The sequence below is a fragment of the gamma proteobacterium symbiont of Lampromicra miyakona genome, assembly GCF_059730895.1.
This window is the reverse complement of record NZ_AP035932.1, coordinates 2845290-2870533: the sequence shown is the minus strand read 5'-3', so window position 1 is coordinate 2870533 and position 25244 is coordinate 2845290. Positions and strand designations below refer to the sequence as shown.

Below are 25244 nucleotides of genomic sequence, written 5' to 3'. Positions count from 1 at the left end.
GCAACGGGCAGCCTGCGCTGCCCGAAAGGCTCAGACGACGCGCCATGCGGCGGTAATCATCTCCGTGAGCGTGGCGGGATCATAATTGACCCAGCCGTTTTTGCTGTTGGCGCGCGCCACAATCCAGTCGACCTCTTCCGAGGCGAGGGTGGGTCCTTCCAGCCAGAACGGCACGATAGCCTGCTGCTGCAGCCAGGCTTTCAGCGCCAGCGCCGGCGGTGCCGTTTCATCGGGCAGCAGGCGTTCAGCCAGCGCCGCCATTAGCCGCTGCTGTTCGGGGTGTGCGCTCTCCGCCAGTACATCAAGGAACGGGAACAGCAGACGACCGCAGACTTCGCCGTGATGGAACGGTTTAATCGCCCCCAGCTCGCCGGCAATACCGTGGATCACCCCCAAACCGGCGCTGCTCAGGCTGACGCCGCCGAGCCATGATGCCATCATCATCGCTTCACGTGCCGCATCGCCGCGGCTGTCGTCCAGATTGAGGTACGGCCACGCCTGCATGAACAGTTGCAGCCCGTTGAGTGCGTTTTGCTGACTGAACAGGTTGCCCTTGCGTGACAGATAAGCCTCGAACAGGTGGGTAAAGGCATCGATGGCGCAGGTGGCCATTACGCGATCCGGCGCTCCTTTGAGCAGATCGGGATCGAGAATCGCCACCTGCGGCACAAACACCGGATGGCGCAGCGAGGCCTTCACCTTAATGTGCTGCTGATCGGTTACCACCGCGTTCTGCGTGACTTCGCTGCCGGTGCCGGCGGTGGTAGGAATGGCGATCAGCGGCAGCGTGACCGCCTGTACCGGCGTATCGCCCACTTTCTCGAGGTAGCGCGCGATATTCAGCGGATGCTGCATCATGGCGCCAAAGGCTTTGGCCGCATCCAGCACGCTGCCGCCGCCGATGGCGACAACGCGATCGACGTGACCACGCCAGCGCGTCACCCAGCCATCGATTTCGTCTGGCGAGGCTTCATGGCTGACAATTTCATAGCCCAGAATGTGATCGTTCAGCGTCGCGCCCAGGCGTGCCCACGCCGGACTGTTGAGAAATGAGCGGCCGCAGAACAGCAGCGTGGGCTGCGGATTCGCCGCCAGCAGCGGGACCAGGCGGTCGATGCTGCCACGGCCAAACAGGGTTTGTTGATTACTGTACAGCTGAATCAGATTCTCACTCACCTGCAGATCCTTATCGGTTGGCATAAAACAGCTAGTGTAACCAAAAGCCACGCCGCTGCCGGGGCAAACATTCTGATAACCCTCCGACAAAAAGTTGATCACCTTCGCAAAACAGAAATTCACCCGCTGCACCAGGTGCTTTCCCGTCAATGTTACCCTTAACATGATACCGGTAACAGGATGTCGCATTCTGAAACATCTGGCACTGACAACCCCTTTGTCCCATTACAACAAACCGCTGCCGGTAATACGCCGAGCGCAAAAGTGGAGAAAAATTATGCCATTACTCTATGTGGCAATTGGCGTGGCGTTACTGCTGCTGCTGATGATTCGCTTCAAACTTAACGGCTTCATCGCGCTGATTCTGGTGGCACTGGCGGTGGGCATGATGCAGGGCATGCCGGTCAATAAAGTGATTGGATCGATCAAAACCGGCGTCGGCGGTACCCTGGGCAGCCTGGCGCTGATCATGGGCTTTGGCGCGATGCTGGGGAAACTGCTGGCCGACTGCGGCGGTGCGCAGCGTATCGCCACCACGCTGATCGAAAAATTCGGCCAGAAGCACATTCAGTGGGCGCTGGTGCTGACCGGCTTCACCGTGGGCTTTGCGCTGTTTTATGAAGTCGGGTTCGTGCTGATGCTGCCACTGGTGTTCAGCATTGCCGCATCGGCGCGCGTGCCGCTGCTGTATGTCGGCGTGCCGATGGCGGCCGCCTTATCCGTCACGCACGGCTTTCTGCCGCCGCATCCGGGCCCGACCGCGATCGCCACGTTATTTAATGCCGACATGGGGAAAACCCTGCTGTACGGTACGCTGCTGGGTATTCCGACGGTGATTCTGGCCGGGCCGGTGTATGCGCGTTTTCTGAAAGGCATTGATAAGCCGATTCCGGAAGGGCTGTGGAACCCGAAAACTTTCAGCGAAGCGGAGATGCCAGGCTTTGGCGTTAGCGTGTGGACGGCGCTGGTGCCAGTGATCCTGATGGCGCTGCGTGCCGTGGCAGAAATGCTGCTGCCGAAAGGCCATGTACTGCTGCCGTATGCGGAATTTTTTGGCGATCCGATCATGGCGACGCTGATTGCAGTGCTGATTGCCATCTTTACCTTTGGCCTTAACCGTGGCCGCAGCATGGATGAGGTGATGGGCACCATCACTGACTCGATCAAAATCATTGCCATGATGCTGTTAATCATCGGCGGCGGTGGCGCCTTCAAACAGGTGCTGGTGGACAGCGGCGTGGACAAATACATCGCCGGCATGATGCACGAAACCAACGTCTCGCCAATCTTTATGGCGTGGTCAATTGCGGCGGTGCTGCGTATTGCGCTGGGATCTGCCACCGTCGCAGCGATTACCGCCGGCGGCATTGTGGCACCGCTGATTGCCACCAGCGGCGCCAGCCCGGAGCTGATGGTCATTGCCGTCGGTTCCGGCAGTGTCATCTTCTCGCACGTTAACGATCCGGGCTTCTGGCTGTTTAAGGAGTACTTCAACCTGACCATCGGTGAAACTATTCGCTCGTGGTCGGCGCTGGAAACCATCATCTCGGTGTGCGGTCTGCTGGGCTGTTTGCTGCTGTCCGCTGCGCTGTAACCGGCTGAGGCACCGCGCCTCAGCCCCGGCGGCTTACTGCGCTAAGGCGCGGAAGGCCGCCAGTTCCTCCTCCGGCATGCCAGCCTGGCGTGCCGCTGCGCAAATCTGCTGCCAGCTATTGCTGTCCAGCGGAATGCCCTCGCGTTCACGTGCTGCCCGATTGCGCGTTTCCCATTCGCCCGGCACCAGAATCTCCGCCTCACCACTTTGCGGTGAACGCCTGACCCACGCGAGAAACTCTTCAGCTTCCTGCTGCATCGCCGGTGCGTCAAACGCGTCAGGGTTCAGGATAATGGTGGTCATGCCGTTGAAGATGGCGTCAGTGCCGGAAAGCAGCGTGGCGTCATGCGTAGTGCGACCGCCGGATAGCGCGCCGCCAAGAATTTCGCACATCGTCGCCAGCGCATAGCCTTTGTGCAGGCCGAAGGCGGTCAGCGCGCCATACGGCGACTGATGCATCACGCCCGGATCGGTGGTCGGCTGGCCCTGCGCATCAAGCAAATAGCCCGGCGCGACCGGCTGACCTTTGTTATACGCCACCCGCGTTTTACCATAGGCGATGCCGCTGGTGGCAAAGTCCAGCAGCAGCGGTTCGCCGTCGCGACGCGGAAACACCGCGCAGAACGGATTGGTGCCGAAGCGGCGATCGCTGCCGTTAAACGGCGCCACCATCGGATCGCCCATCACATTAACGAAGTGAAAGGAGACAAAGCCCGCTGCGGCACACTGCTCCGCCCAGTGACCGATACGGCCAATGTGATGCGAATGATGCAGGCCGACCGCCGCGAGTCCAAACCTGTTCGCCCGCTCAATGCCGTGCTGCATGGCCTCGTACGCGGCCACCTGACCAAAGCCTTTCTGGCCATTAAGGGTGAGGACCGCGCCAGCGTCTTTTTCGATGCTGACGTGCTGATTGAGCTGGAGAAAGCCCTGCGTCAGCGAGGCCATATAGCTCGGTATCATACCGACGCCGTGGGAGTCATGGCCCGCGAGGTTAGCAGCAACAAGATGGTCAGCCACCAGGCGCGCTTCTTCGGCACTGCTACCGGCATGCAGCCAGATAGCCTGAACAAACTGATGTAAGCGGGAAGGGGAAACACGATGCAGTTCAGTCACGCGGTTAATCTCCTTATGGGGGGAGAGAGCATCCTGCGCTGAAATGGATAATAACCGCAAGTAAGGGCTGATAAAGGGCCACAACACGTGGCCCAACAAACTCAGTGCGGCTGTTCGAAGCCGGCTTTAACCATCTGTTCACGCAGTGCGCGTGCAATTTCACGGTTCCCACCCGTGATTGGATAAATAACGTTGTTGACGACATCGTCAAGATAATGCTCATCAAACTCTTGCAGGGTGAGCTGCGTACCGCCTTCGTCATTAATCGCAATGCTGCCACGAATGTGACTGCCATGATCCTTTGCCTTGAGGCTGTAACGACCCATGCTGGTATTAATCGTGCTCATATCATCTCCTTGTTACGTAGACATAGCGAACAATTGAGGCCTGCTACAGGCGCTGTAATTTTAGACAATCAGCGCGCTACGCGTGCGGCGGGATAGCAACTTAAGCGATAAGCTGCGACCGGGCTCGCAGAAAAAAAGAGCAGGTAACAGTCTCTGAGGCAAGTGACTGGGATCGCGCTCGCAGCGCCCAGCGAAGCCGGAATAATCATCTATACTGAATGCACGATGCGTTATTTTTCATCCTGAAGGAGCGAACAATGAAAATAATACTGTGGATTATTGCCATTATCTTTATTGTCGGGTTACTGACGATTACTGGCGTGTTTAAACTGATTTTCTGACGCGTTCAGGCACCCGCCGGGTGCCTGAAAACATTATTCAACGTGACGGGCGGCAGAAGCAGAGTGCAGGGATGACAGCGGGATCACATCGCGCAGGCTGATCGGCTTGCCGCACGCGGCGCAACAGGCGCCGTGATGATCGGGATCGTCGACCTTTTCCTTGCCGGGTACTGTATAAAAAAATTTGGCGCAACCGCAGCGGCTGCAACGAATTGTCATCTCAGTTCCTCCTATCTCCGTCCTGGAGTGATGAGATTTATCTCAATCATCGGGTGAGTTCAATTGATAAATTTTATTAATTTATTCATGAAGTCAATTTCTACGGATAAGTTGCTGAATATTAAGTAATCACCCTAAGTAATCATCAACTGAGCGGTGCATTTTCTGCACCTTTTACCCTCTGCGTTTTGTTTATTTGCCGTTTCGACTCCGTTCGCGCAGTGAGGTAAAATTAACCAGCTGATTGCCAGCAGAGCCGGGTGCGACTGGCGCCATTGTGGCGCGCGCGCTGTACGCGCTCGTGGCATCAGCCATTAACCCACGGCAGCACGGTGCGGCGCGATGTGGCGCTACGCGGTGACTGCCGGATACAGGATGATTTAACAGGAAGCATTGTTGTGAACTGGCGTATTTCTGCAGCCTTTTGCGGCTGTATTTTGACTTCATCGGTCTCTTTTTCGACACCAGCGGCAACCACAGGTGAAGCGATTAAATCGGGCTGGAATACCTTCTCCGATAACGTGGCGCAAACCTGGACACAACCGCAAAATTACGATCTTTACGTCCCGGCTATCACCTGGCACAACCGCTTTACTTACGATGATGAACACATCAAAAAGTACAACGAGCGGCCGTGGGGTGCGGGCGGTGGCGTTTCGCGCTGGGATGAAAAGGGCAACTGGCACGGCCTGTATGCCATGGCGTTCAAAGACTCGTTTAACAAGTGGGAGCCCATCGCCGGCTACGGCTGGGAAGCGACCTGGCGACCGCTGAACGATCAGAATTTCCATCTGGGCGCCGGTTACACCGCAGGCGTGACGGCCAGGGATAACTGGCGATATATCCCGGTTCCGCTGGTATTGCCGCTGGCTTCGATAGGGTATGGCCCGGCAACCTTCCAAATGACTTATATTCCAGGTACTTATAACAACGGCAACGTTTATTTTGCCTGGTTAAGATTTCAGTTTTAATCTCTGAAGATGCGCAGAAAGTGTGAAGGGCATGGAAAAAATCAATATTTATCACTTTTTCATCAATTCGCGCTGGACAAATGTCACTGCAATTGCTGTACTAGATGCCGACACAGTTTAGTGTCCATTTTTCATGTAAAGGTAATATAGATGTCCAAGATCAAAGGTAACGTTAAGTGGTTTAATGAGTCCAAAGGATTCGGTTTCATTACTCCAGAAGATGGCAGCAAAGATGTATTCGTACACTTCTCTGCTATCCAGAGCAACGGCTTCAAAACTCTGGCTGAAGGTCAGCGTGTAGAGTTTGAAATCACCGACGGCGCTAAAGGCCCATCTGCTGCTAACGTTACCGCTCTGTAAGTTAACAGTCAGAATTTTAAAAACCCGCCTGATGGCGGGTTTTTTTTGTGCTTTTTTTCAGCCCTGCCACCAGCTAATGGCCCAGGCGATAATCACCAACGTACTGAGCGACAGCGCCAGCCATTCATTTAAACAGTGCGGTACCAGATTCTTCATGTGCCATGCCTCGCAACTTCATTTATGCCAGCATGGCAAAGCAAGATTAAGCCAGCCTTAAGCCAGCGTGACAGCGGCATGACAAGGCACATTCTGCGGCGTCGCTCACAGATAATTCCCGTAACATACTCATAACAAAGCTTACTTGCAGATTTTTTAGCGGCAACGCTATATAACAGCAGTCAGGGAACGGAGGAGGCAGGATGAACATACGTGAAGCACAGGCCAAAGACAGCTTTGCCCTGAGTGCACTGTTAACCGAGCTGGGTTATCGCGGCACGGAAAAATTTATCAGCGAGCGGCTGGCGCAATTGTGCGCCCATCCCGACGAGACGCTGCTGGTGGCGGAACACGGTAACCAGGTGCTGGGATTTCTTTCGCTGCACTTTATTCCGCAGCTGGCATTAGCGGGCGATTTCGCGCGCATCAGCTATTTCTGTATCGCCGAGGGTGAGCGCAGTAAAGGCAGCGGCCAGCAGCTGCTGAACCACGCCGAGCAACTGGCGCGCGCCCGCGGCTGCGACCGCATGGAAGTGCATTGTCACGCCTCGCGACTGAAAGCCAACCAGTTTTATGCGCGTGAAGGCTACGTTGAGTCGCCACGCTATCACATCAAAGATCTGGGCTGATATTAAGCTCGCGTCCGCAGGCAATCACTAACGCATCGGCGATGCTGTCGAGCTGATCGGCCGGCAGCCGCGCAATGCTGACGCGAATGAACTGTCCGCTGTTGATGCTGCAGCGTTCGCCTGGCAGCACGGTGATGCCCCGGGCGGCGAGGGTGATCATGGCATACTGCTCTGACGCCACCGGCAGCATCACGCTCAGGCCGTCGCGATCTTCCTGTACCAGCCCGCGCCGCGCCAGTGCGGCCAGCAACTGCTGACGGCGCGCGGCATACGTGGCTTTGGCCTGCTGTATGCGCTGCTGGGTGGGCGCATCGCTCAGCATCCAGGCCACCGCATCCTGCAAAATACGGCTGGTCCAGCTGACCCCGAAGTTACGCCACGACTGCAGCCGTTTCACCAGTTCTGCCGTGCCGGATACCACCGCCAGCCGCAGATCCGGGCCGTAGGCTTTGGAAAAGGAGTGCACATGCAGCGTGCGCTGCGGATAGTGGCGGCCGAGACTCCATACCGGCCAGCGCGACAAATCGCCGATGCCATCATCCTCGACAATCAGGGTGGCACTCTGCGCCAGCACCTGCGCCAGCGCTTCGCTGCGCTGCTGGCTGACGCTGTAGCCGGTCGCTGAGTGGGTGCGTGGCTGATAAATGAACATCGCTGGCGCTTTCTGTAAGTGTGTCGCCAGCACCTCAGGCAGCGGTCCCTGCTCATCACCGGGCAGCGGCAGGATCTCGGCACCGATGTTGTCGAGCATATCCAGCAGACGCGTCGCCGTCGGATCTTCAATCACTACCCGATCGCCGGGTGACAGCAGCGTCTGCACTATCAGGTTCATGGCATCGAAGCCGCCATCGGTCGCCAGCCACGCCTCCGCCGGACAGGGCCAGCGCGGCGCAATGGCCGCCTGCAGCTGTGGCGAAATCGCCTCACGCTGATAGCTATTCAGCTGCGGTGACGCCAGCCCGGCCAGCATCGCCGGGCGCAGATCCGGCAGCAGTGCCGGATCGGGTGCTGCCATCGCCAGCGCGGCTTTGACGTTTTCACCATAGTTGCCAATTTTCTCAAAGCGGACCGGTCGCGGCATCACACTGTTGCCGCACACCCAGATTCCGCTTCGCCCTTTACCCGCCAGCACTTTCTGCTTTTTCAGCTGCGCCCAGGCCGCGGATACCGTGGCCGGACTCACGCCCAGCCGCTCCGCCAAATCGCGCACTGCCGGCATCTGCATGCCTACGGCAATCTGTCCGTCGCGAATCAATGTTGACGCGGCGAGGGTAATGCCTTTTACCGAGGCGTCGTTAATGTGCTGGCTGAGCCACTCTGCATCCACAATTTGCGTCATAAGAAAAAGCTTTGTTCAGTAACAAAGAAATGATTGTTCAGATTAGTATTCGCGTTTTAGACTCAAATTCAAGCACAATTTGCAGAAAAAATGCACAGCGCCAGCGTGGCGGCTGAACAAATGGAGAAGCACAACGATGATCACTATCAGACTGGCGGTGCGCGACTGGGATTACTTCACGCCGCTGGCGCTGGGCGATATTCAGCCACAGGGCTTCAGGCTGGTCATTGACCGCGTAGGCACGCTGGTGGATAACCTGGCCAGCAGTGAACACTACGAAGGCGGTGAGGTGTCGTTCAGCCGCTATGCGCAGGCACGGGCGCGCGGCGACAGCTCACTGCTCGGCCTGCCGCACTTTCTGATGCGTGGCTTTCGCCAGCGCTGCATCATCACCACCACCGCCAGCCCGCTCACCACGCCAGCCCAGCTGAAAGGCAAAAGAATCGGCGTTACCGGCTGGCAGGACTCCGGCAATACCTGGACGCGCACCGTGCTGCGCGAAGCGGGCGTCGATATCAACGACGCCTTCTGGTTTGCCGGACGCCTGACTGCTGATCATCCGATTGTTGACCGGCTGGCGGGATTTGGTCGCCCGGGCCGTATCGAACCGGCGCCGGACGAGCGTCCGCTGATTGAACTGTTGAAAGCCGGCGAGCTGGATGCGGTGTTCACGCCGTTTATGCCTGAGGGCTTTTTCCTGAAAGATTCCGGTCTGCGCCAGCTGCAGGCGGATTTCGTCAGTGCCGAGCGCGACTACTTCAACCGCGTCGGCTATGTGCCCGGTATTCATCTGCTGGCGCTGAAGCCGGCGCTGGCGGCGGCGCATCCGTGGCTGCCGCAGGCGCTGAGCGAGGTGATCGATCGCGCGTATCAGCTGTGGATGCGCAAACGCGAGAAGTACGCGGATACCACGCCGTGGCTGCTGGATGATTTGCGACGCACCGCGCAGGAATTGCCTGCCGACTGGAATCAAAACGGATTTACCGCTAACAAAAGGATGATTGCCGACTTCGCCCGTGAGCTGTTTCAGCAGGGCTTAACCACAACGTTGCTCTCGCCGGAGGAGATTTTCCCGGCGGCGGCCAGAGGGGAGTGAAAATGAAAGTAGCCATGGGGCAGTTCGCCGTTAGCCGCGAATGGCAGGAGAACACCGCCATTTGTCGTGGTCTGATGCAGGATGCGCTGGCGGCGGGCGCCGATCTGCTGGTGCTGCCGGAAGGCGTGCTGGCGCGCGATATCGCCGATCCCGATCTGGTGTTAAAAGCCGCACAGCCGCTGGACGGGCCGTTTGTCAGTCAGCTGCTGGAAACCAGCAAAGGTAACGCGCTGACCACCATGATGAGCGTGCACGTGCCGACGCAGGATAACAAAGCGCACAACGTGCTGATTGCCGTGCGTAATGGCGAAATCATCGCGCAGTACGTCAAGCTGCATCTGTACGATGCCTTCGCCATGCAGGAGTCGCAGCGGGTTAATCCGGGTGATGCCGTGCCGCCACTGGTTGAGGTGGCTGGCATGAAAGTCGGGCTGATGACCTGCTACGACGTGCGTTTTCCCGAACTGGCGCGCCGGCTGGTGCTGGACGGTGCCGACGTGCTGGTGCTGCCTTCCGCCTGGGTAAAAGGACCGTTAAAGGAGATGCACTGGGAACTGCTGACCAGTGCGCGCGCGCTGGAAAACACCTGCTACATGGTGGCGGTAGGCGAGTGCGGGCCGCGCAACATTGGTAACAGTCTGGTGATCGATCCGCTTGGCGTGGTGATTGCTAAGGCACCGGAGTGCGCTGCACTGGTGTTTGCCGAAATGGATCCGGCCCGCATCGCCTACGCCCGCAGCGTGCTGCCGGTACTGGAAAATCGCCGCTTTGCCCGTCCGGAATTGCAATCACTTTGACCTGCCTGGGGGAAACTGACTGATGAAAATGCTTTTAACCGCCATCGCGCTGGCGACCGGCCTGACGGCGAGCGTCGTCCAGGCAGCGGACGCCATTCCTACGCAAAAAATGGATAAGGCGCTGCACGATCGGCTGCCAGCGCAGATCAAACAGGCTGGCAAAATGATCTCGGTAAACAACGGCTCCTTTCCGCCGTATGAGATCGTTAACGGGCCGCACTCAATGGATGGCGCCTCGGCCGATCTTACCGTGGCGCTCGGCCAGCTGCTGGGCGTGAAAATTGAACACGCGACGGTGAGCGGTCTGTCCGGCGTACTGGCCGGCATTAATTCCGGACGCTATCAGATGGCCATCGGGCCGATAGGTGATTATCCGGATCGCCAGCAGAAGGTGGACTTCATCGACTACGTGCAGGAGTTCGTGGTGTTTGGCGTGCAGAAGGGCAATCCGGCGCACATCAACGGTCTGGCAGATACCTGCGGCAAGCGCATCGCGGTAATGGCGGCCGGTTCGGCGGAGCAGGTGATCCGCAAACAGTCAGCCGCCTGTGAGGCTGCGGGCAAACCTGCAGTCGTGGTGCAGTCCTTTACCGATCAGCCTTCGTCGATCCTGGCGGTGCGCTCGAAGCGTTCGGATGCCTTCTTCTCCTCGCAGGCGCCGCTGACCTATTTCATTGAGCAGGCGCAGGGGCAACTTGAACTGTCTGGTCAGGGGCAGAAAAACGGCTTTGGCGATATCTTTCAGGGCACGGTCGTTCCCAAAGGCTCGCCGCTGGGTGAGGTGGTGCTGGATGCCTACAAAGAACTGTTTGCCAACGGCACCTACGCGGCCATCATGAAAAAGTGGAAGCTGGACGGCAACATGCTGCCGCAGCCGGGACGTAACCTGGCGCAGGAGACGGCAAAATGAGTGCCGTCGGCCCCAACGCGCGCCCCACGGATCAGGCTGACGTGCCGCAGCGCGACGTCGCTTTTGCCCGTAGCGCGCCCGCGTATGGACGCTGGGTTAGCTGGATCGTGGTCCTGACGCTGGCAGCGAATGGTCTGTGGCTGGTGGCGACCAATCCCAATTTTGAGTGGCACGTGGTGCTGCAGTGGTTTACCGAAGGCTCGGTGCTGAAAGGGCTGCAGGTGACGCTCGGGCTGACGGTGGTGTCGATGGTGCTGGGCACCCTGCTGGGGCTGCTGCTGGCGGTCTGGCGGCTGTCAGAGAATAAACTGCTGAGCGGCGTGTCGGCGCTCTACATCTGGTTCTTTCGCGGTACGCCGCTGCTGGTGCAGCTGATATTCTGGTACAACCTGTCGACACTGTTTCCCACGCTTTCGATCACCGTGCCGTGGACGGACATCACCTTTGCCAGCTGGAATACTAACGATCTGATCACGCCGCTGACTGCCGCCATCGCCGGTCTGGCGCTCAACGAGGCTGCCTATATGGCGGAGATTATCCGTGCCGGCCTGCTGTCGGTCGATCACGGTCAGGTTGAAACCACTCAGGCGTTTGGCATGAGCCGCAGCCGCGCGCTGCGGCGTATCATCATTCCACAGGCGATGCGCGCCATTATTCCCCCGACCGGCAACCAGCTGATTAGCATGATCAAAGCCACGTCGCTGGTGAGCGTCATCGCGATGGGCGATCTGCTCTATTCGGTGCAGGCCGTTTATAACCGTACCTTTGAAATCATTCCGATGCTGATGGTGGCGGTGATCTGGTATCTGCTGATTACCTCGATCCTCAACGTCGGCCAGTCAGCCATTGAGCGCTACTACGCGCGCGGCAGCAAACGTACCGTGGTGATGAACAAACGACGCGCCAGCAGTGACACGGCGCTGGCCGCGGCCCCGCGTTTAAAGGAGGACGTATGAGCGAGATTCAGCCGCTGGTGCGTGCGCGTAATGTGCAAAAGAGCTTCGGTGATAACGCGGTGCTGAAAGGCATCGATCTCGATGTGTTTCCGGGCGAAGTGGTGGTGATTCTCGGGCCTTCGGGCTCAGGCAAGTCGACCTTTCTGCGCTGCATTAATCATCTGGAAGAGATGAATGCCGGCTCGATTATGGTGGGCGACGAGCAGATTGGTTACGCGCTAAAGCGCGGTCTGCTGCATCGCCTGTCGGCGCGGAAAATTGCCCATCAGCGGCAGAAAATCGGCATGGTGTTTCAGCAGTTCAATCTCTATCCCCATATGACGGTACTGCAAAACATCATGGAAGCGCCGATTGGCGTGCACAAGTTCCCACGTGATGAGGTGCTGCAACACGCGCGTGAGCTGCTGGCAACGGTCGGATTGAGCGATAAAGCCGACGCCTGGCCGCGGCATCTGTCGGGGGGACAACAGCAGCGCGTGGCGATCGCCCGTGCGCTGGCGATCAAACCGCTGCTGATGCTGTTCGATGAACCGACCTCAGCGCTGGATCCGGAGCTGGTGGGGGAAGTGCTGGCTACCATGCGTACCTTAGCCAATCGCGGCCTGACCATGATTGTGGTAACGCATGAGATTGGCTTTGCGCGTGAAGCCGCCGATCGCGTGGTGTTCATGGATGGTGGCGTGGTGGTGGAACAGGGACCGCCAGAGCAGGTGATTGGCAATCCGCAGCATCCGCGTACCCAGGCGTTTCTCAGCCGCTTTATCTGACGCTGAGATCTCACTCTGTTACAGATTGCAGTTGAGCGTGGTGAATAACTGCGCGTTAATAGTGCTGTCCGTTTTTCGCGAAGGTTGAAAGGTAAAATATGGAAGGTATCAGTATTGCCAAACTGCTGATCATCGGTGCGCTTATCGTACTGCTTTTTGGCACCAACAAGTTACGTTCACTGGGTGGCGATCTGGGTTCCGCAATCAAGGGCTTTAAAAAAGCCATGAAAGATGATGAATCCACCGCAACCAAAAGCAGTGCCGAAGAAACGCCTGCTGAACGCGTCGGCCACAAAGAGTAATCTCTGCGCTGAACGTCAATAAGTGTAAATATTTATTACGTTAAAAAACCAGACTGCCACAGTCTGGTTTTCGTTTTTTAGTGCCAGACAATGTGATGTTCCAGCGGTTCATCCCAGCCTGGCAGGTTGCCACCGTGATCGCCGCTGGCGGTTAGCGTGCTGTCAGCGCTGTGCCACTCATCCAGCCATGCTTCGCTGAAGGTCAGCGGCAGAAGAGCGGGCGCAATATCATCCTGCTGCATCGCCAGTTCCATCAGTGCACAATCAATCGCGCTGAGATCGCTGTCATCAATTGGCGTGATAATAGCGGCAGGCTGCGGCAGTACGGTAATCAACTTATTGTAACGGCTGCTGACATGCCCCTGTTCATCGACGAACTCTGCACTGAATACATGCTGTGCCGCGCTTAAATCGGCGGGCTGAGCGAACTGCCAGTGACCCTGTGCGTCGCCCGTTACCACTTCAATCAGCACATTATCGATATAAATATGCACCTGAGCGCCCGCCGCCAGCGTGCCGCTAAACATTTTCGGCTCACCGCTGTCGTCGTAATCCACCGCATAGTCGTGTTGCCGTATGTCGCGCAGCACAGCCACCTCTGGCAGACTCAGCGGCTGCCGGACTGGGAGCGTGGGGACAGGCGACGGGTGGGGCGTCTGGTGTTCTGCTGCATACCATGCCGCAGGCAGCGCGCTGACCAGCGACAGCGCCGGGCTGAGCGCCGGAACCTCAGGCAGGCTATGCCAGACGCTCTCGCCGGCGGCCTGCTGGGCTGACTCCAGCGGCAGCAGCGCTGGCAGCAACGGCGTTTCATCCGGCGTTACGCTGCGCAGTTCGGTGAACGGCAGTGCGGGCGCGGGCGCGGGCGCAGACGCAGGCTGCGCGCTTTGCGGCAGGTGCAGATGAATTTCGTCGTAGCGGTGGTCGATGCTGATGGCGGTTGCAAGAAACGCCAGTTCGCACGACGCATGGGGCGTTACGAACGGATTGGTGATATCCATGGGCGTGGTGCGCGCTTTTAGCGCATCCAGGCCTTCGCCCGACGCGCCGCTTCGCGGTCTACCAGAGGATGGACCTGACACATCCGCCGCCCGCATAAAATCGAGCTCATCGATATGAAAGGATGATTGCATAATCTGACCTTTATGAAAAAAACACTGAGAAAATAAAAAATAATAAACAGGCTCTTATGGCCTCAGCGGTTAAAGCGACAGATTTGCGACAGGAATTAAGCTGTTTAAGCAGAATTTTTGCGATTGCGCCGCAGCAGGGCGCAATCGCGGCAGGAGATTACTTCACTTCCAGGCCTTTGGCCTGCATATCAGCGTGATAAGACGAGCGGACGAACGGACCGCAGGCGGCGTGGGTAAAGCCCATCGCCAGCGCTTCCTCTTTCATCTCATCAAATTCAGCCGGGCTGACGTAACGCTGCACCGGCAGATGGTGACGGCTTGGCTGCAGATACTGGCCGAGAGTCAGCATGGTGACACCGTGGCGACGCAGATCGCGCATCACCTCGATGATTTCCGCATTGGTTTCCCCGAGACCGACCATCAGACCGGATTTGGTTGGCACGTCCGGATGCGCCTCTTTGAAACGCTCCAGCAGCTTCAGCGACCACTCATAGTTAGCGCCCGGACGCACCTGACGATAGACGCGCGGTACGTTTTCCAGGTTATGGTTGAACACATCCGGCGGGGTCGCCGTGAGGATCTCCAGCGCGCGATCCATACGCCCGCGGAAGTCCGGCACCAGCGTTTCAATTTTAATGGTCGGGCTTTTCTCGCGGATGGCGCTGATGCAGTCAGCAAAGTGCTGTGCACCGCCGTCACGCAGATCGTCGCGGTCCACCGAGGTGATCACCACATAGCGCAGCGCCATATCGGCGATGGTTTGTGCCAGCTTCAGCGGCTCGTTGGCGTCCGGCGCGTTTGGCCGACCGTGTGCCACATCGCAGAATGGACAGCGGCGGGTACAGATGGCACCGAGGATCATAAAGGTGGCGGTGCCGTGGTTAAAGCATTCGGCGAGGTTAGGGCAGGAAGCCTCTTCACACACCGAGTGCAGGCCGTTTTTACGCATCGCCGCTTTGATGCCCTGAATGCGGCTGGAATCCGCAGGCAGCTTGATCTTCATCCACTCCGGCTTACGCAGGATTTCCTGGCGTTCGGTGACCACGGTTTTTACCGGAATCAGCGCCATTTTGTCGGCATCGCGATACTTGACGCCACGTTCCATCTGAATTGGTTTACTCATAAATCTGCAGGTTCCGGTCGGGATTGCGATTTGAAAGCTTCCTCACTCAAACTGAGAACCAGGCTTTCAACTTTATTTGAAAAAATTGCAAAAATTATATCATCTCGCCGGGGCAGAAGCAGCCGATAAGCCGTGGCGAAAGTTACAATTTTGTAAATGCGCACGTACGGTCAAGGTCAGCACGCGACCTCATCATGCCATTCCGTATCGCTAAAGCCGGTCAGGCGCGCGAAATGCTGCACCAGGCGCGGCTGCACGTCCGCCGGCGTGATGCCGGGCCGGAAGGCGCTGATCTGCGTCATCTGCATGCCGGCATAGCCACAGGGATTGATGCGCAGGAAGGGCGCCAGATCCATCGCAACATTGAGCGCCAGACCGTGAAACGAGCAGCCTTTGCGGATGCGCAGGCCGAGCGAACAGATTTTCGCATCGCCAACGTATACGCCGGGCGCATCCGCACGCGCACGCGCAATGATGTCGTAATCAGCCAGCGTAGCGATGACCGTCTCTTCCAGTGCGGTGACCAGATCGCGCACGCCCAGCTTGCGGCGTTTAACGTCAATCAGTACATACATTACCTGCTGGCCCGGGCCGTGATAGGTTACCTGGCCGCCGCGATCGCTCTGTACCACCGGAATATCGCCCGGCACCAGCACATGTTCGGCTTTGCCCGCCTGGCCCTGAGTAAACACCGCAGGGTGTTCCACCAGCCAGAGTTCATCGGCGGTGGCGCTGTCGCGCCGATCGGTAAAGTGATGCATGGCATCGGAGACGGGCTGCCAGTCGCGCTGGCCAAGCTGACGAACAAGAAGCGTATTAGCAGACAAAGCAGAAGTCCGGTAGCGAGTGGAGGGCAGAGTATAACGCTGGCAAAGCGGCCTTTACCAGCGTCAGCATTACAGCACCATGCGCACGATTTCGATGTTGCCCAGCTCTTCGTACAGGGTTTCCACCTGTTCGATGTGGGTAGCGTTAATGGTGATCGAAACCGAGTGATAATTGCCTTTGCTGCTGGGCTTCACGTCAGGGCTGTAGTCGCCGGGCGCATGACGCTGCACCACTTCAACCACTTGATCAACCAGCTCCGGTTGCGCCAGGCCCATCACTTTGTAGGTAAAAGGCGTCGGGAATTCGAGCAGTTCATTCAGTTTGGTTTTCATATTAACTCCGGTGCATAAAAAACAGGCTCCCGCCGAAGCGGGAGCAATATAGTAGCTTATCTGGGGACGGATTGGCGATTTTTCAAGCGCGCCTTAGCCGAACCAGTGATGGAACATCAGTTTGATGTAATCGATGATGCGGCTGAAGAAACCGCCTTCCTGCACTTCGTTCAGCACCACCAGCGGACGCTGTTCAATGGTTTTACCATCCAGCTGGAAGTTGATGCTGCCCACGACCTGGTTTTTCTGCAGCGGCGCGTGCAGTTCGGTGTTGTTCAGCACGTAACTGGCCTTGAGGTCTTTCATGCGGCCGCGCGGGATGGTCAGGTAGGCATCTTTTTCCACGCCGAGCTGCACGCGATCGCTGTTGCCAAACCATACCGGCTCAGAGGCAAACTCTTTGCCCGCCTTCAGCGGTGCCACGGTTTCGAAGAAGCGGAAGCCCCAGGTCAGCAGCTTTTTACTCTCGGTTTCACGGCCTTTGAAGGTGTGACCGCCCATCACCGCCGAGATCAGACGCATCTGGCCTTCGGTCGCTGACGCCACCAGGTTGTAGCCGGCGGCTTCGGTGTGGCCGGTTTTGATGCCGTCGACGTTCAGGCTGGTATCCCACAGCAGGCCGTTACGGTTCATCTGGCGGATGTTATTAAAGGTGAACTCTTTCTCTCTGTAGACCGCGTATTCATCGGGCACATCGCGAATCAGCGCCTGGCCAATCAGCGCCATGTCACGCGCCGTACTGTACTGACCATCAGCATCAAGACCGTGCACGGTCTGGAAATGGGTATTTTTCAGGCCCAGCGCGCCCACGTAGTTGTTCATCAGGTTAACGAACGCGTCCTGGCTGCCGGCAACGTAATCGGCCATCGCCACGCAGGCGTCGTTACCGGACTGCAGCACGATACCGCGCGTCAGCTGAGAGACCGGTACGCGATCGCCCGGCTTGAGGAACATCAGCGAGGAGCCTTTGAACACCGGATTGCCGGTTGCCCAGGCATCTTTACCGACGGTAACAATGTCATCCTGATGGATTTTGCCCGCTTTGACCGCCTGGCCGATGACGTAGCTGGTCATCATTTTGGTCAGACTGGCCGGGTCGCGGCGCGCGTCCGCGTTCTTTTCCGCCAGCACTTTGCCGGAGTTATAGTCGATCAGCACGTAAGCTTCGGCATCGATGTCCGGCACGCCCGGAATCATGGTTTTCAGATTAACATCATCTGCAAAGGCAACGTGGCTGAGGGAGAGAGCGACCAGTGATCCCACTGTCAGGCGTTTCAGAAAACGAGAAGGTTTCAGCGTATTCATGTTCAGGACTACAGCATCCGTGGGGTTAAGAGTGAAAAAAGTGCCTTACTATAGCAAAGCTGCCATCGTGCGACATCTGGCTTTATGCCTCAGTGTCAGCAGGCAAGGGCACGGCCCGTCACATTGACGGGCGGGCCGTGGTAATAAAGGAGCTGATCTGCGCTTCAGTGCTCAGGCGCTGCTGCAGCGCCGCGGCCTGAGCCCGGCTGCTGAAACCGCCAAGCTGCACGCGGTAGACGTTGCCATTGGCTTCCACCGCGCCGGGTACACCAAAGCGCTGGCCAAGGCTGTCCGCCATCTGCCGGGCGCGTGCGGCATCATTCAGGGCGCCAACCTGTACCACAAAACCGCTGCCGGCATGGGCGCTGGCGTTGTGGCTGGCCGGAGCCGGACTCGCTGCCGCAGCCGCAGCCGGTGCGGCAGGGCTGGCGGCAACCGGTGTGGCCGGCGCGCTGCCTTCCAGTACGCCGCTGGCTAACGGCTGCGGTGCGCCGAGAAAGCCGCTGCTCTGCACCGGTGCACCGATGTTGCCGTTGCTCTGCAGTGAACTGTTATCCACCGCGCGGACGTCCTGTGCGGCAGGGGCGGGCACGCTGCTGACGCCGGTCATCACCATGCCGCCGCTCAGGTCAGGGCGCGCCGGCAGCGCATAGCTCTGTTTGGCCACGGTGGTGCCGATGGTGCCCGGACCGGATACTGAACCGTCCGGCGCTACCTTGATGTAATCCACCCGTACGCGGGTGTTATTGGAAATATTCAGGCGATCGCCCGCGGCGCGCGACAGGTCGATAATCCGGCCCGGCGTATAAGGGCCGCGATCGTTGACGCGCACCACAATCTGCCGGCCATTGGCCAGGTTGGTGACGCGCACGTAGCTTGGCAGTGGCAGGGTAGGGTGTGCGGCGCTTAACGCGTCCGGATCGTAGGTTTCACCCAGCGCGGTGCGGTTGCCCTGCGCTTCTTCACCGTACCAGGTTGCCAGACCAACTTCGCTGTAGTTGGACGGATCTTTAATCACCCGATAGGTTTTGCCGTTGACGCTGTAGTCCTGGCTGGTAGAGGGATTGATCGGCTCATAGCGCGGCTCCACGCCGGGAATCTCCACCACCGGACCATTATAGGCCGGCTGCGGCGGGGCCGTGTTCGTCTGCTGTTCCGGTGTGGAACAGGCAGCCAGTACCAGTGATGCCAGAGCAACCCCAAGCCAGTCCTTACGCATGTGCAGCCTCTTAAACGCTTTTAGATAACATTTTTCGATGAGTGTGGATCGACATCACAATGCCAAATCCGGCCATTAACACAATCAGCGCCGATCCGCCGTAGCTCACCAGCGGCAGCGGCACGCCAACCACCGGTAAGATACCACTAACCATGCCAATGTTAACGAAAACATACACAAACAGAATCAGCATCAGGCCGCCGGACATCACGCGACCAAAAGTGGTTTGCGCGCGTGCGGCAATCACCAGCCCGCGCATGATCAGCAGCAGATAAAGTACCAGCAGCAGCAGGACGCCCACCAGGCCGAGCTCTTCCGCCAGCACCGCGAAGATAAAGTCGGTGTGACGTTCGGGCAGAAACTCCAGCTGTGACTGGGTGCCATGCAGCCAGCCTTTGCCGCGCAGGCCGCCGGAGCCAATAGCAATCTTGGACTGAATAATGTGGTAACCGGCCCCGAGCGGATCGCTCTCCGGATCGAGCAGCATCATCACGCGGTCGCGCTGATAATCGTGCATCAGGAAGAACCACAGAATCGGGATGAACGCCGCCACCAGCAGCACGGCCACGCCAATCAGCTTCCAGCTCATGCCCGAGAGGAACAGCACGAACAGGCCGGAGGCGGCGATCAGAATGGAGGTACCGAGGTCCGGCTGCGCCGCCACCAGCAGCGTCGGCATGAAAATCAGCACCAGCGCGATGCCGGTGTTTTTCAGCGTTGGCGGGCAGACATCGCGGTTGATGAAGCGAGCCACCATCAGCGGCACGGCGATTTTAGCGATTTCCGACGGCTGGAAGCGCACAAAACCGAGATCCAGCCAGCGCTGTGCCCCTTTACTGATGTGGCCGAAGGCATCGACCGCCACCAGCAAAATCACGCAGACAATATAGAGGTAGGGCGCCCAGCTTTCATACACGCGCGGCGGCACCTGCGCCATCACCAGCATGATGATGGTGCCCATGGCAATCTGTCCGAGCTTGCGCTCCATCATGCCCGGATCCTGGCCGCTGGCGCTCCAGATAACAATGGCGCTGTAGGCCAGCAGGCTGATGATGATCAGCATAAACAGCGGGTCGATATGGATACGCGTCCAGATCGTTCTTTTCTGGGGACTATCGTTCATCGACATCGTTATTCACCTTCGTAGCCGGGCGGCATGGGTGCGGCTTCTGGCAGCACGGTATTGTTGTCGCCCAGCATTATGTGGTCGAGAATCTGGCGCATCACGGTGCCCACCGCCGGGCCGGCACCGCCGTTTTCCAGAATCATGGTGACGGCGACGCGCGGCTTGTCGTACGGCGCGAAGGCGGTCATCAGCTTATGGTCACGCAGCCGTTCGGCAATCTTGTGCGCGTTGTACGTCTCATTCTCTTTCAGGCCAAACACCTGTGCGGTACCGGATTTCGCCGCAATCTTGTATGGTGCGTCGGCAAAGCTTTTGTGCGCGGTACCGTTGGCGCGGTTGGCCACGCCATACATGCCGTCTTTGGCGATCTCCCAGTAGCCGGAATGAATGTCGCCAATCGGCGCATCCGGCGGCTGGCGATACGGCACCATGCTGTTGCCTTCACGGGTGGCGCGCAGCAGGTGCGGCACTTTAATCACGCCGTCGTTAATCAGGATCATCAGCGCTTTGTTCATCTGCACTGGCGTCGCCGTCCAGTAGCCCTGGCCGATACCGACCGGAATGGTATCGCCCTGATACCACGGCTTTTTAAAGCGTTTCATCTTCCATTCGCGCGTCGGCATGTTGCCGGGGCTCTCCTGCGGCAGGTCGATACCGGTACGGTGGCCGTAGCCGAATTTGGTCATCCACTCCGACAGGCGGTCGATGCCCATGTCATAGGCCACCTGATAGAAGAAGGTATCCGCCGACTCTTCCAGCGATTTGGTGACGTTGAGGCGACCGTGGCCCCACTTTTTCCAGTCGCGGTAGCGTTTTTCCGAGCCCGGCAGCTGCCACCAGCCCGGATCGAACAGGCTGGTATTACGGTTGATCACGCCGGCGCTGAGCGCTGAGACCGCCACATAAGGTTTAACCGTGGAGGCTGGCGGATACGATGCCTGCAGCGCACGGTTATACAGCGGGCGGTTCTCATCGCCGAGCAGCGCCTTATAATCTTTACTCGAAATACCATCGACAAACAGATTCGGATCGTAACTGGGTGTGGAGACCAGCGCGAGAATCTCACCGGTGCGCGGATCGCTCACCACCACGGCGGCGCGGCTGCCGGTCAGCAGGGTTTCGATGTACTGCTGTAGCTTGAGATCGATGGTCAGCCAGATATCGCGTCCGGCCTGCGGTGACTGCTCATGCAACTGACGGATCACGCGACCGCGGTTGTTAACTTCCACCTCTTCGTAACCGGTTTTGCCGTGCAGCACATCTTCGTAATAGTTTTCGATGCCGAGCTTACCGATGTCGTGGGTGGCTGCGTAATTCGGCCATTTGCCTTCTTCATCAAGGCGCTTGACGTCACGATCGTTGATTTTCGAGACGTAGCCCACCACGTGCGTCAGCGTCTGGCCGTAAGGGTAGTAGCGGCGCTGGTAGCCTTTCACTTCCACGCCCGGGAAACGGTACTGGTTCACTGCAAAGCGCGCGACCTGCACTTCATTCAGGCCGGTTTTGACCGGAATGGAGGTAAAGCGGCGCGAGCGCTTGCGCTCTTTTTCAAACGCATCGATATCGTCGTCGGTCAAATCCAGCACCGGCCGCAGATCCTGCAGCGTCTGCTTCAGATCATCGACTTTTTCCGGCACCAGCTCGGCCTGGTAAATGGTGCGATTGAGCGCCAGCGGCACACCGTTGCGGTCATAGATGATGCCGCGGCTGGGGGCGACCGGCACCAGTTTGATGCGGTTTTCGTTTGAACGGGTGCTGTAGTCGTCGAAGCGCAGGATCTGCAGATGATACAGATTGACCACCAGCACGCTGGAGAGCAGCAGGATGCCGACAAAGGCCACCAGGGCGCGGCGGACAAACAGTTTCTGTTCGGCAGTGTAATCGCGAAAAGCGTTGCTCTGTAATTTCATCCGCTGCGTTTATTGTCTGGAGGTTGTCAGGCGTTTATTCACGGTGATAAGGGTGATTAGTGGTAATACTCCAGGCACGATACAGGCTTTCCGCCACCAGCACACGCACCAGCGGGTGCGGCAGCGTTAACGCGGACAGTGACCAGCTCTGCTCGGCTGCCGCTTTACACGCCGGTGCCAGGCCTTCCGGTCCACCAATCAGCAGGCTGACATCACGCCCGTCCAGCTTCCAGCGCTCTAACTGCTGCGCCAGCTGCGGCGTTTCCCACGGCTGTCCGGGAATATCCAGCGTCACAATGCGGTTGCCTTTGCCCACCGCCGCCAGCATCGCTTCACCCTCTTTTTCCAGAATGCGTTTGATGTCGGCGTTTTTGCCGCGTTTACCGGCCGGCACTTCAGTCAGCTCAAACGGCATATCTTTGGGAAAGCGACGCAGGTACTCCATGAAACCGGTCTGAACCCAGTCGGGCATTTTGGTGCCGACGGCGACAAGCTGCAGTTTCAACGTTTAGCTCCAGAGCTTTTCCAGCTCATACAGCTGGCGGCTCTCTTCCTGCATCACGTGCACGATCACTTCACCGAGATCGACCACAACCCAGTCAGCAGCCGCTTTGCCGTCGACGCCGAGCGGTCTCAGGCCTGCCGCGCGCGATTCCTGCATCACATGGTCAGCGATGGAGGAGACATGGCGGTTGGAGGTCCCGGTACAGATAATCATGCAATCGGTGATACTGGATTTGCCCTGCACATCAATCGCAACGATGTCCTGGCCTTTGAGATCATCAATCTTATCAATAACGAACTCTTGGAGTGCTTTGCCTTGCAAAAGGTTCCCCTTAAAAACAGGTGATTATGGGCAGGCTGAATGCCCCGGAAAACGCAGCCAAAAATGAAGCGGCGCAGTATAGCACGCGGCGATCAATCGCGATATAAGCCCGCGCGATCGATGTAGTCGATCACCGCCGCTGGCAGCAGATCGGCGCAGTCCTGGCCGTGATGGCGGCGCTGGCGAATCTCAGTGGCAGAAATGTCGAACAGCGGCGTGTCGGCCAGCCAGATGTAGCCTGCCGGTGCGCGATGCAGCTGCTGCACTTCATGCGCGCGGTGCGCATCCAGCCACTGCTGCATCTCTGGCGTAGCCATCTGCGCGGCGTAGCCTGGACGCTGACAAACCAGCAGGTGACACAGCGACAGCAGCTCCTGCCAGCGATGCCATTTTCCTAACGTTAGCAGAGAATCCTGACCGATGATAAACCCCAGGGGCTGTTGTGCACCGCGCTCGGCGCGCAGGGTTTCCAGCGTGTCCACCGTCCATGACGGCGTGGTGCGCGTCAGCTCGCGCGTGTCGATATCAAACAGCGGACGATCGGCAATGGCGCAGCGCAGCATCGCCACGCGCTGTTGTGCGCTGGCTTCCGGCTGCGGCCGGTGCGGCGGCACGTTGTTCGGCAGCAGCGTCACTTTTTGCAGGCCAACCTGCTGCGCCAGCGCGGTGACCGGACGCAGATGGCCGAAATGAATTGGATCGAAAGTGCCGCCAAACAGCGCGTAAAGGTCAGACATCAGTTAAACCCAGCGGAAAATCACGATGGCACAGCAGCAATGACAGCGTCTCCAGCTGCGGCCACAAATTCTGACCGTAGTCCTGCTTCATGGTCAGTTCGAGTTGAGCCAGCAGATGCACCGCTTGCTGCAGCCGTTGCGCATCCAGTCGCTGCAGCGCTTCAGTGAACAGGGCACGGCGGTTCTGCCAGATACGCTGTTGATCCATCAGCGTACGCAGCGGCTGCTTCGCCTGCTGGCGTTGCAGCTGCAGTAGCGTCAGCAGATCGCGCTGCAGCGTGCGCAGCAGAATCACCACTTCGCTGTCCTCTTTTTGCAACTGACGCAAAATGTGCAGCGCGCGTTTGCTCTTGCCGGCCAGCAGCGCATCAACCCAGTGAAACGGCGTGAAATGCGCGGCATCGTTCACCGCTTCTTCCACGCGGGGCAGCGTCAGTTTGCCGTCCGGCCACAGCAGCGACAGCCGCTCCAGCGCCTGGGCCAGCGCCAGCAGATTACCTTCATAACAGTAGCAGAGCAGCTGAATTGCCGCGTCATCAATACTCAGCTGCAGGGCTTTCGCGCGGGCGGCCACCCAGCGCGGCAGCTGCGCCTGTTCCGCCGTCTGGCACGGCACCAGCACCGCACTGGCGCTGAGCGCTTTGAACCAGGCGCTGTTTTCCTGCGCTTTGGTCAGCTTCGCCATCCGCAGCACCAGCATAATGTCGCTGTGCAGCAGCGCCGCCAGTTTCACCAGCTGTTCGGCGATGGCGGCGTTGGGGCCGTTTTCCGGCAGCTGCAGCGTCAGCGTCTGGCGCTGTGTGAACAGGCTCAGCGACTGACAGCTGGCGAAAATCGCCTCCCAGTCAGTCTGCGCATCAACGCTGACGGAAAAATGCTCGTCGAAGCCCTGCTGAGCGGCGGCAGCGCGGATAGCATCTGCGCTCTCCTGAATCAGCAGGGGTTCATTACCGGTGAGAAAATAACAGGCGCGCAGCCCCTCTCGAAGCTGCGCGCGCAGTTGTTCAGGATAGATCCTGATCATTGCAGACTGGTGGCTGACGAGGAGGGCACTTCCGGTGAGTCCGCGCCTGGCGCAATCACTTCAGGTTGCGGCAGCGTCTCTTTGTTGCTCTCCTGCGCGGCGTGTACCGTCAGCAGCTTACGTACCAGCTGCTCGGCGGCACGCTGACGCATCTCCTGCACAATCATATCCTGCTCGGCATCCTTCGCCAGCGCGGCGTTCGGGTTGTCGAAGAACGAACGGTACACCGTGGTGCTGATCGGATAAATGCCTTTACCCGGCAGCAACACCTGCGCGCTGACGGTCATCACCAGCGAGTATTCCGCGGTGGTGCCGCTGATGAATACCGACGCGGTGTCGCGTCCCTGACTCTCCGCGCCGAGACGCAGCGTCGGGTATTGCGCACTGGCCGCTTTGCTGTCTTCAACGATTTTGACATCGTTGATGCGCAGCTGCTGACGCACGGTGCGCGCCAGCGGGCCATACGGATCGCCGCTCTGGACGATCAGCGTTTTCATTTCCGGAGGCACCTGCGTGGTGCCGCGCGGATGAAAACCACAGCCGGCAGTGACCAGCACTGCCAGCAGGACAAACAGCCTGATAACGAGTTGTCGCACAGTTCCTCC

Annotated in this window: 29 protein-coding genes; 11 read left to right on the top strand and 18 right to left on the bottom strand. The window is 58.4% G+C overall.

Going from position 1 to position 25244, the window contains the following annotated elements:
- Window positions 1–30 precede the first annotated feature (30 nt).
- Window positions 31–1176: an iron-containing alcohol dehydrogenase gene (locus tag AC6I8P_RS13450; RefSeq protein WP_498030666.1), complete on the bottom strand. Its 1146-nt coding sequence runs from the start codon at window positions 1174–1176 to the stop codon at window positions 31–33.
- Between the two features lie 277 nt (window positions 1177–1453).
- On the opposite strand from AC6I8P_RS13450, the gene gntT reads away from it, so the two are divergent.
- Complete coding sequence (gene gntT, locus AC6I8P_RS13445) at window positions 1454–2770, top strand: gluconate transporter (protein WP_021508602.1); 1317 nt, start codon at window positions 1454–1456, stop codon at window positions 2768–2770.
- Between the two features lie 33 nt (window positions 2771–2803).
- On the opposite strand, the gene AC6I8P_RS13440 is transcribed toward gntT, so the two are convergent.
- Together AC6I8P_RS13440 and AC6I8P_RS13435 are read right to left on the bottom strand one after the other, a co-directional pair.
- Window positions 2804–3886, bottom strand: a complete 1083-nt coding sequence (locus AC6I8P_RS13440; RefSeq protein WP_104092680.1) for a malate/lactate/ureidoglycolate dehydrogenase — start codon at window positions 3884–3886, stop codon at window positions 2804–2806.
- 101 nt (window positions 3887–3987) lie between these two features.
- A complete protein-coding gene (locus AC6I8P_RS13435) occupies window positions 3988–4233 on the bottom strand; it encodes a hypothetical protein (protein WP_021508600.1) in 246 nt (81 codons plus the stop codon).
- A 218-nt stretch (window positions 4234–4451) separates the two neighbouring features.
- Here AC6I8P_RS13435 and AC6I8P_RS13430 point away from each other — a divergent pair, with 218 nt between their 5' ends.
- Window positions 4452–4574 (top strand): small membrane protein YohP, encoded by a 123-nt coding sequence (locus AC6I8P_RS13430; protein WP_445081475.1) that lies wholly within the window; start codon window positions 4452–4454, stop codon window positions 4572–4574.
- A 33-nt stretch (window positions 4575–4607) separates the two neighbouring features.
- Here the strand turns inward: AC6I8P_RS13430 and AC6I8P_RS13425 are convergent, their stop codons facing one another.
- Window positions 4608–4793 carry an ECs_2282 family putative zinc-binding protein gene (locus tag AC6I8P_RS13425; RefSeq protein WP_058757910.1) on the bottom strand — a complete coding sequence of 62 codons (186 nt, stop codon included), beginning with the start codon at window positions 4791–4793 and terminating at the stop codon, window positions 4608–4610.
- Window positions 4794–5191: 398 nt separating this feature from the next.
- Here AC6I8P_RS13425 and pagP point away from each other — a divergent pair, with 398 nt between their 5' ends.
- The 3 genes from pagP to AC6I8P_RS13410 all read left to right on the top strand — a co-directional run bounded on the left by pagP (window position 5192) and on the right by AC6I8P_RS13410 (window position 6909).
- Window positions 5192–5764 carry a lipid IV(A) palmitoyltransferase PagP gene (pagP, locus tag AC6I8P_RS13420; protein ID WP_021508599.1) on the top strand — a complete coding sequence of 191 codons (573 nt, stop codon included), beginning with the start codon at window positions 5192–5194 and terminating at the stop codon, window positions 5762–5764.
- Between the two features lie 150 nt (window positions 5765–5914).
- Entirely contained in the window at window positions 5915–6124 is a 210-nt protein-coding gene (gene cspE / locus AC6I8P_RS13415) for a transcription antiterminator/RNA stability regulator CspE (protein WP_010615627.1), read from the top strand.
- Window positions 6125–6483: 359 nt separating this feature from the next.
- Window positions 6484–6909, top strand: a complete 426-nt coding sequence (locus AC6I8P_RS13410; RefSeq protein WP_058769427.1) for a GNAT family N-acetyltransferase — start codon at window positions 6484–6486, stop codon at window positions 6907–6909.
- Here AC6I8P_RS13410 and AC6I8P_RS13405 read toward each other — a convergent pair.
- Window positions 6893–8248 (bottom strand): aminotransferase class I/II-fold pyridoxal phosphate-dependent enzyme, encoded by a 1356-nt coding sequence (locus AC6I8P_RS13405; protein WP_211725135.1) that lies wholly within the window; start codon window positions 8246–8248, stop codon window positions 6893–6895. The two genes, AC6I8P_RS13410 and AC6I8P_RS13405, sit on opposite strands and share 17 nt — an antisense overlap.
- A 136-nt stretch (window positions 8249–8384) precedes the next feature.
- Here AC6I8P_RS13405 and AC6I8P_RS13400 point away from each other — a divergent pair, with 136 nt between their 5' ends.
- From AC6I8P_RS13400 to tatE, 6 genes are all read left to right on the top strand, one after another.
- Window positions 8385–9344 (top strand): hypothetical protein, encoded by a 960-nt coding sequence (locus AC6I8P_RS13400; RefSeq protein WP_058775270.1) that lies wholly within the window; start codon window positions 8385–8387, stop codon window positions 9342–9344.
- Between the two features lie 2 nt (window positions 9345–9346).
- Window positions 9347–10141: a deaminated glutathione amidase gene (locus AC6I8P_RS13395; protein ID WP_498030665.1), complete on the top strand. Its 795-nt coding sequence runs from the start codon at window positions 9347–9349 to the stop codon at window positions 10139–10141.
- A 22-nt stretch (window positions 10142–10163) separates the two neighbouring features.
- Window positions 10164–11051 carry an ABC transporter substrate-binding protein gene (locus AC6I8P_RS13390; RefSeq protein ID WP_058781250.1) on the top strand — a complete coding sequence of 296 codons (888 nt, stop codon included), beginning with the start codon at window positions 10164–10166 and terminating at the stop codon, window positions 11049–11051.
- On the top strand, window positions 11048–12007 hold the full coding sequence (locus AC6I8P_RS13385) for an amino acid ABC transporter permease (protein WP_211725133.1): 960 nt from the start codon (window positions 11048–11050) through the stop codon (window positions 12005–12007). The genes AC6I8P_RS13390 and AC6I8P_RS13385 overlap by 4 nt, the downstream gene beginning before the upstream one ends.
- Window positions 12004–12774 (top strand): amino acid ABC transporter ATP-binding protein, encoded by a 771-nt coding sequence (locus AC6I8P_RS13380; protein WP_058757904.1) that lies wholly within the window; start codon window positions 12004–12006, stop codon window positions 12772–12774. The genes AC6I8P_RS13385 and AC6I8P_RS13380 overlap by 4 nt, the downstream gene beginning before the upstream one ends.
- A 98-nt stretch (window positions 12775–12872) precedes the next feature.
- A complete protein-coding gene (tatE, locus tag AC6I8P_RS13375; protein ID WP_010618871.1) occupies window positions 12873–13076 on the top strand; it encodes a twin-arginine translocase subunit TatE in 204 nt (67 codons plus the stop codon).
- Window positions 13077–13153: 77 nt separating this feature from the next.
- On the opposite strand, the gene AC6I8P_RS13370 is transcribed toward tatE, so the two are convergent.
- The 13 genes from AC6I8P_RS13370 to lptE all read right to left on the bottom strand — a co-directional run bounded on the left by AC6I8P_RS13370 (window position 13154) and on the right by lptE (window position 25235).
- Window positions 13154–14209 (bottom strand): hypothetical protein, encoded by a 1056-nt coding sequence (locus AC6I8P_RS13370; RefSeq protein ID WP_498030664.1) that lies wholly within the window; start codon window positions 14207–14209, stop codon window positions 13154–13156.
- Between the two features lie 157 nt (window positions 14210–14366).
- Window positions 14367–15332 (bottom strand): lipoyl synthase, encoded by a 966-nt coding sequence (gene lipA / locus AC6I8P_RS13365; RefSeq protein ID WP_058757902.1) that lies wholly within the window; start codon window positions 15330–15332, stop codon window positions 14367–14369.
- A gap of 176 nt (window positions 15333–15508) precedes the next feature.
- Complete coding sequence (gene lipB / locus AC6I8P_RS13360) at window positions 15509–16159, bottom strand: lipoyl(octanoyl) transferase LipB (RefSeq protein ID WP_498030663.1); 651 nt, start codon at window positions 16157–16159, stop codon at window positions 15509–15511.
- A 69-nt stretch (window positions 16160–16228) separates the two neighbouring features.
- A complete protein-coding gene (gene ybeD, locus AC6I8P_RS13355; protein ID WP_010618866.1) occupies window positions 16229–16492 on the bottom strand; it encodes a DUF493 family protein YbeD in 264 nt (87 codons plus the stop codon).
- A gap of 93 nt (window positions 16493–16585) precedes the next feature.
- On the bottom strand, window positions 16586–17797 hold the full coding sequence (gene dacA, locus AC6I8P_RS13350; RefSeq protein ID WP_021508587.1) for a D-alanyl-D-alanine carboxypeptidase DacA: 1212 nt from the start codon (window positions 17795–17797) through the stop codon (window positions 16586–16588).
- 118 nt (window positions 17798–17915) lie between these two features.
- Window positions 17916–19016: an endolytic peptidoglycan transglycosylase RlpA gene (rlpA, locus tag AC6I8P_RS13345; protein ID WP_058775275.1), complete on the bottom strand. Its 1101-nt coding sequence runs from the start codon at window positions 19014–19016 to the stop codon at window positions 17916–17918.
- Between the two features lie 10 nt (window positions 19017–19026).
- Window positions 19027–20139 (bottom strand): peptidoglycan glycosyltransferase MrdB, encoded by a 1113-nt coding sequence (gene mrdB / locus AC6I8P_RS13340; RefSeq protein WP_031279886.1) that lies wholly within the window; start codon window positions 20137–20139, stop codon window positions 19027–19029.
- A gap of 8 nt (window positions 20140–20147) precedes the next feature.
- Window positions 20148–22052 carry a peptidoglycan DD-transpeptidase MrdA gene (mrdA, locus tag AC6I8P_RS13335; protein WP_021508584.1) on the bottom strand — a complete coding sequence of 635 codons (1905 nt, stop codon included), beginning with the start codon at window positions 22050–22052 and terminating at the stop codon, window positions 20148–20150.
- A 34-nt stretch (window positions 22053–22086) separates the two neighbouring features.
- Window positions 22087–22557, bottom strand: a complete 471-nt coding sequence (gene rlmH / locus AC6I8P_RS13330; RefSeq protein WP_058757899.1) for a 23S rRNA (pseudouridine(1915)-N(3))-methyltransferase RlmH — start codon at window positions 22555–22557, stop codon at window positions 22087–22089.
- Window positions 22558–22560: 3 nt separating this feature from the next.
- Window positions 22561–22878: a ribosome silencing factor gene (gene rsfS / locus AC6I8P_RS13325; RefSeq protein WP_058775276.1), complete on the bottom strand. Its 318-nt coding sequence runs from the start codon at window positions 22876–22878 to the stop codon at window positions 22561–22563.
- Window positions 22879–22970: 92 nt separating this feature from the next.
- Window positions 22971–23615 carry a nicotinate-nucleotide adenylyltransferase gene (nadD, locus tag AC6I8P_RS13320; protein ID WP_498030662.1) on the bottom strand — a complete coding sequence of 215 codons (645 nt, stop codon included), beginning with the start codon at window positions 23613–23615 and terminating at the stop codon, window positions 22971–22973.
- A complete protein-coding gene (gene holA, locus AC6I8P_RS13315; RefSeq protein WP_498007650.1) occupies window positions 23608–24639 on the bottom strand; it encodes a DNA polymerase III subunit delta in 1032 nt (343 codons plus the stop codon). The genes nadD and holA overlap by 8 nt, the downstream gene beginning before the upstream one ends.
- Complete coding sequence (lptE, locus tag AC6I8P_RS13310) at window positions 24636–25235, bottom strand: LPS assembly lipoprotein LptE (protein ID WP_021508579.1); 600 nt, start codon at window positions 25233–25235, stop codon at window positions 24636–24638. The genes holA and lptE overlap by 4 nt, the downstream gene beginning before the upstream one ends.
- Window positions 25236–25244: the final 9 nt, after the last annotated feature.